The sequence below is a fragment of the Archangium gephyra genome, assembly GCF_049060025.1.
Lineage (GTDB): Bacteria > Myxococcota > Myxococcia > Myxococcales > Myxococcaceae > Archangium > Archangium gephyra_A.
In genome coordinates this window covers 6,487,501-6,503,284 of record NZ_JBMEQQ010000002.1, presented here as the reverse complement: position 1 = coordinate 6,503,284, position 15,784 = coordinate 6,487,501, and the positions used below count along the sequence as shown (strand labels likewise).

14 protein-coding genes and 2 pseudogenes (1 of these 16 cut by a window edge) are annotated in these 15,784 nt (G+C 69.7%); 9 read left to right on the top strand and 7 right to left on the bottom strand.

Annotated features, from left to right (window positions below):
- Nucleotides 1–210 precede the first annotated feature (210 nt).
- From ric to ACN28I_RS28185, 4 genes are all read left to right on the top strand, one after another.
- Nucleotides 211–906, top strand: coding sequence for an iron-sulfur cluster repair di-iron protein (gene ric / locus ACN28I_RS28200; protein ID WP_420945019.1), 696 nt, complete (start codon nt 211–213; stop codon nt 904–906).
- Between the two features lie 88 nt (nt 907–994).
- Nucleotides 995–1,189: a hypothetical protein gene (locus ACN28I_RS28195; protein WP_420945018.1), complete on the top strand. Its 195-nt coding sequence runs from the start codon at nt 995–997 to the stop codon at nt 1,187–1,189.
- A gap of 223 nt (nt 1,190–1,412) precedes the next feature.
- Nucleotides 1,413–1,682 (top strand): MoaD/ThiS family protein, encoded by a 270-nt coding sequence (locus ACN28I_RS28190; RefSeq protein ID WP_420945017.1) that lies wholly within the window; start codon nt 1,413–1,415, stop codon nt 1,680–1,682.
- 174 nt (nt 1,683–1,856) lie between these two features.
- Entirely contained in the window at nt 1,857–2,777 is a 921-nt protein-coding gene (locus ACN28I_RS28185) for a WD40/YVTN/BNR-like repeat-containing protein (RefSeq protein ID WP_420945016.1), read from the top strand.
- A gap of 6 nt (nt 2,778–2,783) precedes the next feature.
- Here ACN28I_RS28185 and ACN28I_RS28180 read toward each other — a convergent pair.
- Nucleotides 2,784–3,349 (bottom strand): annotated as a pseudogene (locus tag ACN28I_RS28180) (regulatory protein RecX).
- A 91-nt stretch (nt 3,350–3,440) separates the two neighbouring features.
- On the bottom strand, nt 3,441–5,258 hold the full coding sequence (locus ACN28I_RS28175) for an acyl-CoA dehydrogenase (protein ID WP_420945015.1): 1,818 nt from the start codon (nt 5,256–5,258) through the stop codon (nt 3,441–3,443).
- Between the two features lie 160 nt (nt 5,259–5,418).
- Here ACN28I_RS28175 and ACN28I_RS28170 point away from each other — a divergent pair, with 160 nt between their 5' ends.
- Both ACN28I_RS28170 and ACN28I_RS28165 read left to right on the top strand, forming a co-directional pair.
- A complete protein-coding gene (locus ACN28I_RS28170) occupies nt 5,419–6,387 on the top strand; it encodes a hypothetical protein (RefSeq protein WP_420945014.1) in 969 nt (322 codons plus the stop codon).
- A gap of 27 nt (nt 6,388–6,414) precedes the next feature.
- Nucleotides 6,415–7,446, top strand: a complete 1,032-nt coding sequence (locus ACN28I_RS28165) for a synaptic vesicle VAT-1 family membrane protein (RefSeq protein WP_420945013.1) — start codon at nt 6,415–6,417, stop codon at nt 7,444–7,446.
- A 10-nt stretch (nt 7,447–7,456) separates the two neighbouring features.
- Here the strand turns inward: ACN28I_RS28165 and ACN28I_RS28160 are convergent, their stop codons facing one another.
- Nucleotides 7,457–8,788 (bottom strand): serine hydrolase, encoded by a 1,332-nt coding sequence (locus ACN28I_RS28160; protein WP_420945012.1) that lies wholly within the window; start codon nt 8,786–8,788, stop codon nt 7,457–7,459.
- 204 nt (nt 8,789–8,992) lie between these two features.
- Here ACN28I_RS28160 and ACN28I_RS28155 point away from each other — a divergent pair, with 204 nt between their 5' ends.
- Nucleotides 8,993–10,513: an acyl-CoA synthetase gene (locus ACN28I_RS28155; protein ID WP_420945011.1), complete on the top strand. Its 1,521-nt coding sequence runs from the start codon at nt 8,993–8,995 to the stop codon at nt 10,511–10,513.
- 22 nt (nt 10,514–10,535) lie between these two features.
- On the opposite strand, the gene ACN28I_RS28150 is transcribed toward ACN28I_RS28155, so the two are convergent.
- From ACN28I_RS28150 to ACN28I_RS28140, 3 genes are all read right to left on the bottom strand, one after another.
- The gene (locus tag ACN28I_RS28150; protein ID WP_420945010.1) at nt 10,536–11,123 is read right to left on the bottom strand and encodes a hypothetical protein; all 588 of its coding nucleotides are present in this window, start codon (nt 11,121–11,123) and stop codon (nt 10,536–10,538) included.
- Nucleotides 11,124–11,199: 76 nt separating this feature from the next.
- Complete coding sequence (locus tag ACN28I_RS28145; RefSeq protein WP_420945009.1) at nt 11,200–12,843, bottom strand: methyl-accepting chemotaxis protein; 1,644 nt, start codon at nt 12,841–12,843, stop codon at nt 11,200–11,202.
- Nucleotides 12,844–12,914: 71 nt separating this feature from the next.
- The gene (locus tag ACN28I_RS28140; RefSeq protein WP_420945008.1) at nt 12,915–13,208 is read right to left on the bottom strand and encodes a hypothetical protein; all 294 of its coding nucleotides are present in this window, start codon (nt 13,206–13,208) and stop codon (nt 12,915–12,917) included.
- Nucleotides 13,209–13,968: 760 nt separating this feature from the next.
- On the opposite strand from ACN28I_RS28140, the pseudogene ACN28I_RS28135 reads away from it, so the two are divergent.
- Nucleotides 13,969–14,466 (top strand): annotated as a pseudogene (locus tag ACN28I_RS28135) (IS21 family transposase); the annotation flags it as partial.
- A 710-nt stretch (nt 14,467–15,176) separates the two neighbouring features.
- Here ACN28I_RS28135 and ACN28I_RS28130 read toward each other — a convergent pair.
- Nucleotides 15,177–15,644 carry a hypothetical protein gene (locus ACN28I_RS28130; protein WP_420945007.1) on the bottom strand — a complete coding sequence of 156 codons (468 nt, stop codon included), beginning with the start codon at nt 15,642–15,644 and terminating at the stop codon, nt 15,177–15,179.
- A gap of 35 nt (nt 15,645–15,679) precedes the next feature.
- Between ACN28I_RS28130 and ACN28I_RS28125 the strand changes: the two genes are divergently transcribed.
- Nucleotides 15,680–15,784, top strand: partial view of a hypothetical protein gene (locus tag ACN28I_RS28125; RefSeq protein WP_420945006.1) — the 5' portion only. It continues 90 nt past the right edge of the window; the window shows 105 of its 195 coding nt (coding positions 1–105); it begins with the start codon at nt 15,680–15,682; its stop codon lies beyond the right edge, outside the window.

Genomic DNA, 15,784 nt, shown 5'->3' with positions numbered 1-15,784 from the left:
CGGCCCATGCTGTGCGAGCCCCATGCCACGGGCGGCCCCAGGGGCTCCGGCTCTAAATGTTGTATTTAATATGCATATTTTGCGCGAGGAGAGCCGGAGAGTGCAGTCCCTGCGCGCCCGGGAGGCCTCCGGCAGGTGGATGCGGGACGGGTGGGGGGCTGGCCCGGCACTTGCTGTCCTCCCCTTGGACACCTGGACCAGGAAGGCCTCATGCAATCCCTCTCAAGCCCCTTCGCGCTCACGCCCACCACCACCGTCGGTGAGCTGGCCGCCTCCCGTCCCTCCTCCACCCGTGTCTTCTCCCGCCGGGGCATCGACTTCTGCTGCGGCGGCGGCAAGACGCTCGAGGAGGCGTGCCGCCGCCGCGGCCTCGATCCCCAGGAAGTCCTGCGGGAAATCCAGCAGGAGCTCGAGCGGGGGGCGGGGGAACCCGTCGCCTGGACGGAGCGCAGCCAGGCCGAGCTCATCCAGCACATCGTGGCGCACTACCACGAGCCGCTGCGCGAGGAGCTGCGCCGGCTGCACGGCATGGCGCTCAAGGTGCTGCGCGTGCACGGAGAGAAGGATCCGGAGCGGCTCTCCCAGCTCGCCGACACCTTCGTGCTGCTCAAGGACGAGCTCGAGCCGCACATGGAGAAGGAGGAGCGAATCCTCTTCCCGTGGATTCTCTCCGGGCGCCCGGTGCCGCAGGGCGGGCCCATCGAGCGGATGATGTTCGAGCACGAGCAGGCCGGGCAATTGCTCGTGCGGCTGCGCGAGCTGACGGGCAACTACGAGGTACCCCCGGGGGCCTGCAACACGTGGCGCGCGCTGTGGAATGGGCTCGAGGCGCTCGAGCGTGAACTGCACGAGCACATCCACCTGGAGAACAACATCCTCTTCCCACGCGCCTCGGGGCGGGCCTGAGTCCCGCTGGGCCCGGCCGTGCTCCAGGCGGGGGAGAGTGGGAGCCTCGTTTCCGTCGTGCGCATCCTGTCTGCCAGGAGGTCTCCCCATGAGCATCTGGCAGAAGCTGTCGTCGCGTTTCCGTGGGCATTCCGAAGAAGAGGCGCCTCGTCCCGGTTCCGAGTCCCCCGGCATGACCTACGCCGACCTTGAGCGCGACAAGGACCTCAAGGAGCGTCAGCTCTCCGGCGCCTTCGAGCCTCCCTTCGGCAAGGACGCCTCCGCCATCGAACAGGACGAGTGAGCTCCTCGTAGGGGCGCACAGCGGGGAGGACGGGCCCGTGCACCCTCACCCCGTCCCTCTCCCAGAGGGCGAGGGGAGGGGTGAAGGAGGGGCTGCTCGCCGACCTCGTCGCCGTCGAGGGAGACCCCACCGTCGACATCTCCGCGCTGCGCCGCGTCCGCTTCGTCATGAAGGGCGGCTCCGTGTTCCGGCGGTAGCGCCTCCGATGCTAGGGTGCGCCGCCGTGCCGCGCATCTCCTTCACCTCGAGTCTCCAGCGTCATGTCCCGTGCCCCTCGGAAACGGTGGGCGGGGCCACCGTTCGCGAGGCCCTCGAGCAATACTTCACCCGCCATCCCCAGGTGCGCGGCTACGTGCTCGATGAACAGGGCGCGCTGCGCCACCACGTCGTCGTCTTCGTGAATGGCGGCCAGCTTCGCGACCGCTCGGGCCAGGATGAACCGCTCGGCGAGACCGCCGACATCTACGTCATGCAGGCACTCTCAGGGGGTTGATCATGTCGGATCGCATCTTCGTCGCCACGCGCAAGGGCCTCTTCGAGCTTCCGGCGCTCCCAGGGCCAGTGGCGCATCGCCCAGACGTCCTTTCTCGGTGACTCCGTCTCGCTGGTCGCGAAGTCCTCCTCGGATGGCACCCTCTATGCCGCGCTCAACCTGGGCCACTTCGGTGTGAAGCTGCGCGCCTCCTCCGATGGTGGCCAGCGCTGGGACGAGCTGACCGCTCCCGCCTTCCCCAAGAAGCCGGAAGGGCTCGAGGAGACGCTCCCGGATGGCAAGCCCTGGCCGTGGCGCGTCGAGCAGATCTGGGCGCTCGAAGCCGTGGACGGCACCCTCTGGTGCGGCACGGTCGGTGGCGGGCTCTTCCGCTCGCGAGACCGGGGCCAGTCCTGGGAGCTGTGCCGGGGCCTCTGGGAGCACCCGCTGCGCAAGCAGTGGTTCGGTGGCGGCACGGACCTGCCGGGCATCCACTCCATCTGCCCGCACCCCAAGAACCCGAGTGAGCTCGTCGTGGGTGTCTCGTGCGGCGGCGCCTGGCTCACGCGCGATGGGGGCGAGCACTGGGAGGTGAGCCACGGCATGTTCGCCGCGTACATGCCCCCCGAGCTGCGCGAGAATCCGGCCACCCAGGATCCGCACCTGCTCGCGCGCTGCGCCTCGCACCCGGACCGCCTCTGGGCCCAGCACCACAACGGCGTCTTCCGCTCCGATGACGGAGGCAGCCGCTGGGTGTCCATTCCCGAGAGCGCTCCGAGCGTCTTCGGGTTCGCCATCGCCGTCCACCCGTCCAACCCGGACATCGCCTGGCGCGTCCCCTCCATCAAGGACGAGCAGCGTTTCCCCGTGGACGGCCGCGTCGTCGTCTCCCGCACGCGCGATGGCGGCAAGAGCTGGGAGGTGTTGCGCGAAGGTCTGCCCCAGGAGCACGCCTACGATCTCACCCTGCGCCACGCGCTCGACGTGGACTCCACCGGAGAGCGGCTCGCGTTCGGCAGTACCACCGGCTCGCTCTGGGTCTCCGAGAACGGTGGAGACTCCTGGATGCACCTCTCCGCGCACCTTCCCCCCATCTACGCCGTCCGCTTCGCCTGAGCGGGCTCAGTCCGGGGTGGCGTCGATGATCTTCTTCGCGATCCCGAAGGAGAATCCCGCCCTGGCCAGCGCGGCCAGGTCCCGCTGACGGTTCTCCTCCCGGGTCTTCAGATTGGTCCGGAAGGGGCCCAGCCGCTTCTTCCGCGCCCAGATCTTCGCCGCCTCCTCCTCGGAGAAGCTTCCGCGGTGGCGTCCGCCAGCTTCTTCGCGACCACCTCCGCCGAGACGCCCTTCATCCGCAGCTTCTGGGCGATGACGCGCGCACTGCGGCCCGAGTTGCGCAGCGAGTGCGCCTTCATCCCCGCGTAGGCCTCGTCGTTGATGAGCCCGCTGCGCGTGAGCTTCGCGACGAGCTCGTCCACCCAGCCGATCGCCTCGGTCCGCTCCCCACCGTGCGCCTTGATGGACCGGTCCACCCGGCGCATCAGCACCCGCTTGAGCTGGCTCACCGTCGCCGCGTACCTCTTCAGGTAGTGCAGCGCCGCGTTCTCCAGATAGCGCGGAGTGACCTTCCGAGGCTTCTTCTGGGGCCGCGCGGCCTTCCGTCCCTGCTCTCCCTGCTGCTCTTCCATGAGAGGTTGGATGTAACACCCGGGTCCCACGTCCGGCATGGGGTTGTCCGGGTATTTGGCTCGCATGGTGTACGGGCGGGCATTCGGGGGCTCAGAAGGCCTCTTCGGGGACCTCCATCAGGTCCAGCGTGCCCTGCTCCACCATGCGCGCGGCGTGCGCCAGCCCCGGCAGCACCTCGCGGCAGAACCAACGCGCGCTGGCGAGCTTGCCCCCGTAGAAGGCCTTGTCGCCCGGGTTCTCCTTCATCCGCTCCAGCGCCACCGCCGCGTGCCGCACCAGCAGCCAGCCCACCACGAGGTCCGCCAGCCCCAGCAGCACCCGGTTGCCCTGCATGCCCACGTGGTAGACGGACTCGCCCAGCTTCCCCAGCAGCGTGCCCAGCATCGTCTCCAGGTCCGCCAGCCCCTTGCCCAACGCCGCCCGCTCGGCCTCCAGTTCCTTGCCTCCCTCGCCCGACTCCACCGTCTCGCGCACCTGCCCCAGCAGCCGCTGCAGCGTCGCCCCTCCATCCCTCGCCACCTTGCGCAGCAGCAGGTCCAACGCCTGGATGTGCGTGGTGCCCTCGTAGAGCGTGTCGATCTTCTGGTCCCGGATGTACTGCTCCATCGGGTAGTCCTTCAGGTACCCCGAGCCGCCCAGGCACTGCAGCGCCAGGCCCAGCAACTCGTACCCCTTGTCCGAGCAGTAGCCCTTCACCAGCGGCAGCAGCAGGTCGTTGAGCGAGTCGTACTCGGCGGCCTCCAGCGCCCGGTGCCCGCCCTTGAGCTCCACGTGGTCCTGGATGGAGGCCGTGTAGAGGCAGAGCGCCCGCATGCCCTCGGCGTGCGCCTTCTGCGCCATCAGCATCCGCCGCACGTCCGGGTGGTGCAGAATCGTCACGCGCGGCGCCTTGGCATCGCGCGCCTGCATCAGGTCCGCTCCCTGCTTGCGGTCCTTCGCGAACTCCAGCGCGTTGAGGTACGCCGTGGACACCGTGGCCATGGACTTGATGCCCACCGCCATGCGCGCCTGCTCGATGATGTGGAACATCTGCCGGATGCCGTCGTGCACCTCGCCCAGCAGCAGCCCGCGCGACGGCTTGCCGTCACCGAAGGTCAGCTCGCACGTCACCGAGCCCTTCAGCCCCATCTTCTCTTCGATCTTCGTGCACACCACGCCGTTGTGCTCGCCCAGCGCGCCGCCCTCGTCCACCCAGAACTTGGGCACGATGAAGAGCGAGAGGCCCTTGGTGCCCGGGCCCGCGCCCTCGGGCCGCGCCAGCACCATGTGGACGATGTTCTCCGTGTTGTCCGTCTCCGCGCTGGTGATGAAGCGCTTCACGCCCTCGATCTCCCAGACGTCCCCGCCCACGTGCCGCGCCTTGGTGCGCGCCGCGCCCACGTCGCTGCCCGCGTCCGGCTCGGTGAGCACCATCGTCCCCACCCAGCGCCGCTCCATCATCGCCGGCAGGTAGCGCTTCTTCTGCGACCCGGTGCCCAGCCGGTCGATGACGCGCGCCAGCACGCCGGCCAGCGTGTAGAAGGCCACCGCCGGGTTGGCTCCCACCATCAGCTCGAAGGCCGCCCAGCCCAGCGAGGGCGGGGCTCCCATGCCCCCCAGGTGCACCGGTAGCTCGAGCTGGCTCATCCCCGACTCGTGATATGCCGCCATCGCCTTCTGGAGGCCCGGCGGCAGCGTCACCGTCCCGTTCTCCAGCTTCGGCGGGTTGTGCTCGGACTCGGAGAAGCTCGGCGCCATCTCCTCGAGGCACACCCTGGCGAACGTCTCCAGCGTCTGGCGCGCCGCTGTCTCGTCGAAGTCCCCGAAGGGCGCCTTGCCCAGCGAGCTCCTCCCGATGTCCAGGAACTCGAAGAGGTTGAAGTTCAGGTCACGCAGGTTGTGCTTGTAGTGGTTGGGCGCGGACGACATCGCGGCCTCCGGCTGGAACGGGTTGTGCGGGTAGAGCCCCAAGGCTACCGCGTGTGACGGGTCCGGGCCGCCACGTTTTTGAGGGGGGGTCGCAACTCGGGGCCTCTCGCTGCGACAATAGGGAACGAAGCACCCCCCGTGCGCCCAGCGAGGACCTTCCATGAGCATCCGAAGGATTGGTTTCAGCCCCTTCGTCCAGACCGCGAGCGTCATCGAGGCCCAGCGGCGCATCGAGGCGCAGCAGCGCGTCGACGCCGTCGAGAAGCCCATTGGGGCCGATGACCCGGCGCTGATGACCGAGGAGCAGCAGCTCGAGGCCCTCAATGCGAAGCACCGCGCCGAGCTGGAGGCCCTCGAGGCCGAGCGCGCGCAGATGGAGCGCGAGAGCGCGGCGCTGCGGGCCCAGCTGACGCTCGCCGATGGGTACGAGACCGCCCAGCGCGAGCTCGTGGACCTCAAGGGGGGCAAGGACAGCGCGAAGGAGGCGCTCCCGGACGCCGGTGCGGACAAGCCGGGCATGTCGCTCGCGCACCTGGCCCGGGCCAATGTGTACGCGTCGGTGACCCGGGCGGAGCGCGCCCAGGCCGAGCAGCTCGCCGCGCTGGAAAAGGCCGCGGCGGAGCAGGCCACCGCCACCGGGGGCGAGGACGACTGGATGGCGGCGGAGGTGGCCGCGCTCCAGGTGGACGGTGGCGCCGAGGTGGCGGAGGGGGAGGACCCTTCCTGGATGGAGGCGGAGCTGTCCGCGCTCGAGGCGCAGGCCGGGGCGCTGGAGGATGCCGAGGAGGTCTACAGCGATCCGGGAGCGGACTCGTTCTTCGCCAGCCTGGATGACGTCGAGAACCTGGATCCGGGTGGAGGGAACTTCGGCGACGCGGGGGCCCATGCGTTCGTCGCGAGCATGGAGGACATCGCCCTCCTCGTGCCCGACGCCGGGGCCGAGGCCGTGCCAGCGGGCACCTCGGAGCCCGTGGCGGCGGAGCCTTCCGTGATTGTCGCGGAGCAGGCGCGGGTCATGGGGTTGCCGTTCGATGACGAGGCCGTTCCGGCTCCGGCTCCGGCGCTGGTGGCCGAGCCGCCAGTGGCCGAGGCCTCCGCTCCCGTGGGGCTCCCCTTCGACGCGGAATAAGGAGCGATTCGGGGGTATATCCGGGCCATGCGCAAGGTGGTCATCCCCCGCGCCGGTGGCTACGACCGGCTCACGCTCCAGACGCAGCCCGATCCCACGCCCGGCCCCGAGGAGGTCGTCGTCACCTCGGAGGCCATCGGCGTCAACTACGCCGACTGCGTCATCCGCATGGGGCTGTATGCCTCGGCCAAGGAGTACGTCGGCTGGCCCATCACCCCGGGCTTCGAGTTCGCCGGGACGGTGTCCGCGGTGGGCTCCGCCGTCACGGACCTCGCGGTGGGTACCCGGGTGTTCGGCGTCACGCGCTTCGGGGGCTACTCCACCCACGTCGTCGTGCCCCGCCACCAGGTGTTCCCCCTGCCCGCGCGCTTCGACATGGCGCAGGCCGCGGGCTTTCCCACTGTCTTCCTCACCGCGTATTACGCCCTCTTCGAATTGGCCCACCCGCGCCCGGGGAACACGCTGCTCGTGCACTCGGCCGCGGGCGGTGTGGGCGGGGCCCTGCTGCAACTGGGGCGCATCGCGGGTTGCCGCACCGTGGGCGTCGTCGGCTCCAGTCATAAGGTGGAGACCGCGCGGGCCCTCGGCGCCGATGTCGTCATCGACAAGAGCCGCGAGGACCTCTGGCGCGCCGCCGAGCAGGCCGCTCCCCGCGGCTATGACGTGGTGCTCGATGCCAATGGTGTCTCCACGCTGCGCGACAGCTACCGGCACCTCGCCCGGCCCGGCAAGCTCGTCATCTATGGCTTCCACTCCATGTTGCCGCGTGAAGGCGGCCGGCCCAACTGGGTGAAGCTCGCCGCGGACTTCCTGCGTACTCCGCGGTTCGATCCGCTCTCGCTCACCAACGAGAACGCGAGCGTCCTCGCCTTCAACCTCTCCTATCTGTTCGAGCGCCGCGACGTGCTCGAGGAGTCCATGGGCCGGCTGCTCGCGTGGGTGGACGAGGGCCGCATCACCGCGCCGCCCGTGACGCGCTTCCCGCTGGAGCGCGTCGCCGAGGCGCACCGCGCGCTGGAGTCCGGCTCCACCGTGGGCAAGCTCGTGCTGGTGCCGTGAGGCGCGCGGGCTACCGCTTCACTGCGCCCCGCTGCTTCATCGCGTCGTCCACCCGGCGGCCCAACTCCGCGATGCTCTGCGTGAAGCCGATCGCCGTCACCGTTCCGGGGAAGCCGTTCTCCTCGTCCGCGAAGTCCGCTGTCCCTGCCAAGCCCTCGTCGTAGTAGCGGTAGCCCAGGTTCGACAGGAACGCGATGACGTAGTGCCTCGGCGCCTTCCCCGGCAGTGCCCGCACGATTCCCGCGTCGCTCCCGTAGTTCTCCGTCTGCCCCGTCTTGTGCAGGAACTCCACCTCCGCCGCCGCGTTGCACGGCCTCGTGTCCCGCTTGAACGCCGTCACCCCCACCGTCGCCGTCCCGTCCTCCGCCAGCCACCTCGCCGGCACCGCCGTCGGGATTCCCCTCCTCGCGTTCGCGTCTCCGCACACCAGTGTCGAGCTCAGCCCCTCCGCGTACCCCTGCTCCGCCAATAGCTTCTTCAGGAAGTTCCTCGCGGGCTCCGACAGCTCCGCCGCCGTCACCGCACGCCCCTCCTTCGTCCTCCACAGCACCCCGGGCCCTCCGTTGATCAGCAGGAACAGCCTCGCAGTGTCCAATGCCGTCATGTGGATGCTTCCCGGCTGCCAGTTCCTCCCCGTTACCGGTGACGTCCCGTTCACCTGCAGCGTCCCCAGTCCGAGCGCCGCGTACTCCGCGTTCAGCTTCTCCATCGCCCCCCGCTCGTGCAGCAGCTTCACCAGCGCCTCCGTCGCGCCGTTGTCCGACTCGACGATCATCGGCTCCAGCCAGCCCCGCAGCGGGCGCTCGCCCTTGTCCACCGTGTCCCGGAGGAAGCGGTACGGTGTGTCCAGCGTCAGCTCGCCCCGGTCCACGAGCTTCATCACTCCGTACGCGATGAGGATCTTGAACAGCGACGCGGGGTAGGGCGCCATGAAGCGCAGCGGTGCCTTCTCGCGTCCCGGTACCAGGTCGTCCCCCGCAGGTGCCTCCGCCCAGCCCTTCTGACCGTCCCAGCGCTCCAGGTCCCATCGCGTGAAGCGCACCGACTGGGTTCCCAGCGTCCGTGCATCGATGGGGACTGTCTGCCCCTTCGGGTAGTCCCTCGACAGCAGCACGTTCGCCACCGCCACCGGGCGCCCCTCCGCGTCCAGCTCGATGACCGCTACGTCCACGTTCGGCGGGTGGGTGATCCGTTCTCCCTTGTGTCTCCAGTCACGCACCTGGTCGAAGCCCGCCTCGCGCACCGCGTTCAGCAGCTCCGTCTCCAGGGCTCGGGAGCGGGGAGGGGCGGCCACGGCGGCCGTGCACAGCAGCAGGGCGAGGCAGAGCAGGGCAGGGCGCATGGGGGCTCCGGGTGGAGGCGACGGTAGCCGTGGGTCCGGTTCCCGGCCAGCGCACGCGGGGCGGGGACTTTCGGTTTTCGTCCCGGTAGGCTCCGGTCTACCCTCACCCCGTCCCTCTCCCAGAGGGGGAGGGCTCAACCCGGGAACCGCTATACCCTCACCCCGTCCCTCTCCGGAGGGAGAGGGGTGTTGTTGGAGTGACTCGTGCCCATCGTCCACGACTGGCTTGCCCGCAGGGCCTCGCTCGCCCCCGAGCGCACCGCCCTCATCGACTCCCTCCGCGGTGACCGCCGCATCTCCTGGCGCGAGTGGAACTCCTCCGCCAACCGTACCGCCCGCCTCCTCCATGACGTCCTCGGTGTGCGCCGCGGCGACCGCGTCGCCGTGCTCGCCATGAACTGCACCGAGTTCCTCGATCTCCTCTTCGCTTGCGGCAAGCTCGGCGCCATCCTCCAGCCCCTCAACTGGCGCCTCAGCTCCCCCGAGCTCGCCTCCCTCCTCGCCGACGCCGAGCCCGTCGTCCTCGTGCACGGCCCTGATTTCCAGTCCCAGGTCGAGGCCGTCCGTCCGCTCGCCCGCAGCGTCCGTCACTTCGTCCACCTCGAGGAGTCCTCCGCCCGCCAGCCCCAGGACATCCCCTTCAGCCGCCGGGAGTCCCTCGAGGACGCGCCGCTCCCCCTCGTGGACGTGGAGCCCGAGGACGCGTGGGTGCTCTGCTACACCGGCGGCAGCACCGGCCTCCCCAAGGCCGCCATCCTCACCCACCGCTCCATCACCGCCAACGCCGCCAACACCGTCGTCAGTTGGGGCCTCACCGCCGACGACACCGCGCTCCTCAACGCGCCCCTCTTCCACACCGGCGGCCTCAACGTCTTCACCACCCCCCTCGTCTACGTGGGCGGTACCACCGTCGTCGCCCGCGCCTTCGCCATCGACCAGGTCTTCGACCTCGTCCACCGCGGCGCCATCAGCCTCTTCTTCGGCGTGCCCACCATGTTCATCGAGATGCAGCGCCACCCGCGCTTCGACTCCGTGGACTTCTCCCGCCTCAAGCTGCTCGTCAGTGGCGGCGCCCCCTGTCCCCAGCCCGTCTTCGAGCGCTTCTTCGCTCGCGGCGTGGACTTCAAGACCGGGTATGGCCTCACCGAGGCCGGGCCCAACAACTTCTGGCTCCCCTCCGGTGACGTGCGCCGCAAGCCCGGCTCCGTCGGCGTGCCCCTGTTCCATGTCGAGGCCCGGCTCGACGGTGACGGCGAGGAGGGCGAGCTGCTCCTGCGCGGGCCCCACCTGTGCGCCGGTTACTGGCGCCGCCCCGAGGAGACCGCGAAGACCTTCGCCGGTGGCTGGCTGCACACCGGAGACCTCGCCCGGCGTGATGCGGACGGGTGCTTCTCCATCGTCGGCCGCAGCAAGGACCTCATCATCTCCGGCGGAGAGAACATCTATCCCTCCGAGGTGGAGAACGTGCTCGCCGCGCACCCCCAGGTCGCCGAGGTGTGTGTGATTGGTGTGCCCGACCCCAAGTGGGGCGAGGTGCCTCGCGCCCTCGTGGTGCCCCGCCCCGGCGCGGACCTCACCGAGGCCCAGGTGCTCGAGTTCTGCCAGGGCCGGCTCGCCCGCTACAAGCAGCCCCGCTCCGTGCGTTTCCTGGACGCGCTGCAGCGCACCAGCGCCGGCAAGGTGGACCGGCGCTCGCTCTCCGCGAGCCACGGCACTCCGGCTTGAGCCGGCCGCCGCTCGCGCGAGATCAGTTCGACTCGGGAGTGAGGTACTCGTCCACCTGGGTTTCCAGCTCGCGGGCGATGGAGGGGGACACCCGCGAGAGGATCTGCCATTCCAGCTCCAGGTCCCGGACGAGCACCGGGCGGGCATAGGAGAGCGGGTCGCCCTTGATCATCTTCTGCACGCCCGACGCATCCTTCGACTGGAAGGCGGCGGGGTGGGGCGCCGTCCGGCCGACGGTGGTGTAGGTGATGCGGTACACGTTCAGGATGAAGCGGCCGTCCGCGAGCTGCTTCCCCATGACCATGTGCCGCTCCCGGACTCCCCCGACGTCGAGGGTCTCGTCGAACTTCGTCCGCCAGTCGGTCCGCACATAGTGGGGGTCCGTACTCGCCAGGATGAGATAGCCCCGCTCCTTGAGGAGCTCGCGGGCCGTCTCCAGAATCTGCTCGGGAGGGAGCCGGTAGGCGGCGTAGGCGGCGCTGCGCTCGAGCAGGTGCTGGCGCTTGTTGGTGGCACAGCCCGTCCCCCCCAGGAGCAACAGACCGGCGAGGACTGCTGGGAGCAGGGCCCGGGTTCGGGGTGCCTCGGACAGCCGGTGCGGCGCGTGCATCCATTTCTCCAGACGTGGATGAAGCGGGATGCTGATGCAACGCGCGGGCGCGCCCTGCATATCGCCGCCAGGAGATTCAGCGCTCCACGTGGAATCGCGTCACCATCTCCCGGAGCTGGCGCGCCCTCGCCTCCAGGTCCTCCACCGCCTTGGTGATCTGCTCCACGTTCATCGCCGACTCCACCGCCTGGTTCGACAGCGCGTGGATCCGCAACGTGAGCGCCTCGCCCGTCTCCGCCTGGGAGGCGTGCGCTCGCGCCGTGTCCTTCACCCTCCGCTGGATTTCCTCCGCCCCCGCGACGATCCGCTCCAGCGCCTTCCCCGTCTCCGCCGACAGCGCCAGCCCCTCGCTCACCTTCAACCGCCCCTGCCTCATCGCCGCCGCCGCCGCCTCCGTCTCCGTCTGGCTCTCCTTCATCAGCCCGTGGATCCGCTCCGCCGCCGCCCGCGCCCGCTCCGCCAGATTGCGCACCTCCTGCGCCACCACCGCGAAGCCCTTCCCGTTCTCCCCGGCCCTCATCGCCTCGATGGCCGTGTTCACCGCCAGCACCCGCGTCTGATCCGCCACGTCGGAGATCAGCTCCACCGCCTTCTCCACCTCCGCGCTCCACTCCGTCAGCCGCTCCACCATCCGCGCCGAGCGCTCCACCACCTGCGCTATCTCCTTCATCTTCTCCCCCGTCCCCCTCACCACCGCCCCGCCTTCGCGCGCCGCCTGCTCGTTCGCCTCCGCCGTCCGCGCCGTCAGCTCCGCCTGGCTCGCCCCCATCGCCAGCTCCTGCGTCATCCCCATCACCGCGTCCGTCATGCTCCGCAGGGACCTCGATTGATCCTGCGCCGCCTGTCTCAGCCCGTCCGCCGAGCGGTGGATGTGCCGGGCGTCCGTCTCCGTCGCCTTCGACACCTCCCCCATCTCCCGCAGCATCCGCTGCACGTCCCCCACCATCGCGTTGAAGGCCTGGCCCAGGTCCCCCACCTCGTCGTGCGAGGGCGCCACCACCGTCACCCGCAAGTCCCCTCGCGCCACCCGCCCCGCCGCGTCCACCAGCGAGCGCATCGGCCTCAGCACCCGCCGCGAGAAGTACACCCCCGCCAGCCCCGCCAGCCCCACCCCCGACAGCAGCGCCACCCACAGCCGCCGCTGCACCGCCGCCACCTCCAGCTCGATGTCCTCCACGTACACGCCCGTCCCCAGCACCCAGCCCCATGGCGCGAACAGCTTCACGTAGGACACCTTGGGGATGGGCTGCGGGTCTCTCGGCCGCGTCGCCAGGTACTCCACCGCGCCCTCTCCCTCCTGGCGCGCCAGCTCCACGATGTCCACGAACACCCGCTTGCCGGCCAGGTCCTGGTACCCCTTCATGTCCTCGCCGATCCGTCCCGGCAGGAAGGGGTGCATCACCAGCCGCGTCTCCAGGTCGTTGATCCAGTAGTACTCGGCCTTCGCGTAGCGCAGGCCCTCCAGCATCGCCGCCGCCCTGTGCTGGGCTTCCCGCGGCGTCAGCTCGCCCGCGCGCACCCGCGCCTCGTACGCCTCGAGGATGCCGTGCCCCGTCTCCACCAGTTGCCGCACCGCTCGGATGCGGTCGTCGCGGAGCTGCTGCCGGATGGCTGGCAACACGTAGAACTGCTGCAGCAGCAACAGAGGCAGCACGGCGAGCAGCAGCGCCACGTAGAACTTCGTCAGCAGGCTGCGCCTTCGTCCAAGCCCGAACGCCATTGCGCGCAGCCTAGGGCAAACCGGACGGAATGTTCAGGCGCCCACGGCCCGCTTCCCCGGAACCCGGGGGCTCAGCACCGCGGCAGGTTCGCGTCCGGCGGGCAGTTCCACTCCGCGTGGCAGCACTCGCCCCCCTCGCGGCCACAGGGCAACTGGCACGTCTCCACCCAGTCGCAGGGGTGGCTGCTCTCCAGGCCCGCGGACTGCGGCACCGGCTCCTCCACCTTCAGGACTCCGCAATCCCTCGCGCCCGGCTCGCACGTCACTCCCGGCCGCGCGGGCTCCATGGACATCGAGCCCACCATCGCCACCGGCGCTCCCAGCAGCATGCCCGCCGCGGCCACCAGACAAACCATCGCCTTCACGACCACACCCCCATGCTGATCGCGTGACTCGTCCCACCACCCCCGCCCCGGGCTCGGCCCTGGGACGGTGCGTCACGTACGTCTTCTCATGTCGATGCCTGGCCCGCGCCACGGAAACTCATCCCCGACGGGGCTCCCCTGGCGTCTCGGCCAGGGCCTCTATGTGCCCATGGCGCGCTGCGGTGCGAAGGGTGATGAACCGGGAACTCGCGACCTCGTCACCCAATGGGCGGAACGGGTGTTCGCCTCCCGGCACTCGCTCGCCCGCCAGGGTGGGACGGTGGGGGCACGGGTGTTGCCGGGGGGGCGTGGAGTGGAGGATGGCCTACGTGTGCCTGCTCTGGTGAGTGTGGTGCTGACATCATCGGGGCTCTCCACACCATCAGGAAATGGGAATTCCTGGACGGCCCGAGGTGAGTATCGGAAATCCGAGGTCCTCGAGAGGTAGGAGGTCACATCCTTGATACGTGTATGCCTCGTGTTGTGCGCACTGCTTCCACTCGTGACAGCAGGTGCTCGCCCGCGGAATCTGTTGGAGGAGATTCCCGCGCCCATGGAGTGGGGGCTTGAGGGGCAGGGGATTGCCGGAAGAAAGGGGCGTGGGGGGGCTTCCTCCCAAGAAGGCGCCTGTAGAGCGACAGCAAAATTGCCCCCCTCGCGACACTAAAACTGATCCTCATCCCGGGGCCTCCACACCAGGGAGGTAACCTCGATGGGAGAGACGGCAGCAGTTGTGGCATCCCGCGCGGCGGAGGTGCCGATGGTCGAGCAGGAAGTGGTGCGGCGGATACGGGTGCTGGCGGAGGCGGGCTGGGACCACAAGCGGATTGCTCGCGAGGTGGGCGTGGCGCGCAACACGGTGCGACGCTACCTGCGCGCGGGCAGCGCGGCCGACAAGCAGGTGCGGCCCAAGGCACGGCGGCTCACCGGGGCCGAGCAGCAGCGTGCGGTGGAGTCGTGGGACGGAGCGGCTGAGGGCAACGCCGTCGTCGTCAAGGCGCTGCTGGCCCAGGAGGGGGTGGAGGCCAGCGTGCGCACCGTGCAGCGAGCGGTGGAGCAGCGGCGGCAGCAGGTGCACGCGGCGCAAGTGGCCACGGTGCGCTTCGAGACGAAGCCGGGGCAGCAGATGCAGGTGGACTTCGGCGAGAAGAAGGTGCGCCTGGGCGGGCAGTTGGTGAAGGTGTTTCTGCTGGTGGCGGTGCTGAGCTTCTCGCGCCGGCTGTTCGTGCGCGCCTTCCTCAATCAGCGGGGAGACGAGGGGCAGCTCCATCACGTGCGCGCGATCGTACGTCTTGTCCGCGAACTCGACCGTCGTTTCGTCATGGTTGGCGGTGCCGATGAACCACACATTGCTCGGGATCGCCAGGGTGTACTGGTCCCGGAAGAGCTGGGGCGGTTTCTGGGTGGGATCCGTCACCAGCCGCAGCTCCCGCTTCGACTCGGGCTGCTCGAGCTGGATGAGCTTTTCGCCGGGCGAGCAGCTCGCGGCGCTCCGCCTGCAGCGCGTCCTCCTCCGCCTTCCGCTTTGCAGCTTCGTCCCGAGCGAGCCGCTCCTGCTCCTTCTTCTGCTCCTCGAGTTCCTTGCGCCGTGCCTCGAGCTGCCGCTCCCGCTCGTCGAGCCGGCTCCGCTCCTCCTCGGACCGCCTGCGTGCGGCATCGGCCTTGCGCTCTTCGTCCTGGGCGCGCGTGAGCTGCGCCTCCCAGAGACGGTGGGCCAGGTCCGCTTCGTTCCAGGCCGCATTGAGATCCACGGTCTCCGGAGGCGGCGACGCTTCGATCCTCCTCGGTCGCGGTATCGCCGGCCTCGGTGACGGCGCTGACAGTCTTGGAGAAGAAGGAGCGATTCTGCTCCGCGGAGGGCTCGGGCGTCTGGCTGGCGGGAGCGGTTTGCGCCGGAGGCATGTCAGCGCGCTGCGGTGCTTACTTGTTGTTGTTCTTCTTCTTGCTCATGGGATGGGAAAACCTCGTTCACGAGTGCATGCCATGGAGCGCCTCCACGGCGTCGTAGACAGTGGAAACCACGGTGAGGAGTTGCTCCGCGGTGAGCGGGGGAGCAGGGCGGCGTCTGGCATGTGGGGCACTCGTGTCGCGGGCGGTCGCCAACGCATCGAGCCGTTCGAGCAGCCCAGGGGGGCAGGCCGCCGCATGCAGCGGGTGGGTGCCATTGAGGCTGGCGGTCAGCAGCGCCGCCAGCAGGTGGGGCCGCAGCGACTGTCCCCCCTCGCGCGCGACCCAGACCCCCTCCGCTCCTCCACCCGCGCGAGCGAGCGAGGCAGCGGCGCCTTGAATCCAGGTTGGAGGCGATCCGCTCGAAGAGCAGCGCGTTCTCGACGCCCGATCTCCGGTGATCTGCCGCCAGCACTCGCGGGGTGGGTGGCGCTCGCGCAGCAGCATCAGCAGGTGCTCGACGGCTTTCTTCTGCCTCCACCAAGACACCCTCCAACTTCCAGGGAGGGCAGCGTTCTCGCAGGGTGAGGACCTCGCCGCGCGCGCTCTCCATGCTGACCAGTGCCTCGAAGCAGGGACGGGTGCTGCATGGCGACCCCGAGTCGCTCCTGCACTCGGAAGCGGGCCTC

Excerpts from the sequence above, each read along its gene's own strand:
- ACN28I_RS28145 (WP_420945009.1), bottom strand. The coding sequence starts at position 12,843 with ATGGCGTTCGGGCTTGGACGAAGGCGCAGCCTGCTGACGAAGTTCTAC.
- ACN28I_RS28165 (WP_420945013.1), top strand. The coding sequence starts at position 6,415 with ATGCGCAAGGTGGTCATCCCCCGCGCCGGTGGCTACGACCGGCTCACG.
- ACN28I_RS28170 (WP_420945014.1), top strand. The coding sequence starts at position 5,419 with ATGAGCATCCGAAGGATTGGTTTCAGCCCCTTCGTCCAGACCGCGAGC.
- ACN28I_RS28195 (WP_420945018.1), top strand. The coding sequence starts at position 995 with ATGAGCATCTGGCAGAAGCTGTCGTCGCGTTTCCGTGGGCATTCCGAA.
- ACN28I_RS28175 (WP_420945015.1), bottom strand. The coding sequence starts at position 5,258 with ATGTCGTCCGCGCCCAACCACTACAAGCACAACCTGCGTGACCTGAAC.
- ric (WP_420945019.1), top strand. The coding sequence starts at position 211 with ATGCAATCCCTCTCAAGCCCCTTCGCGCTCACGCCCACCACCACCGTC.
- ACN28I_RS28160 (WP_420945012.1), bottom strand. The coding sequence starts at position 8,788 with ATGCGCCCTGCCCTGCTCTGCCTCGCCCTGCTGCTGTGCACGGCCGCC.
- ACN28I_RS28150 (WP_420945010.1), bottom strand. The coding sequence starts at position 11,123 with ATGCACGCGCCGCACCGGCTGTCCGAGGCACCCCGAACCCGGGCCCTG.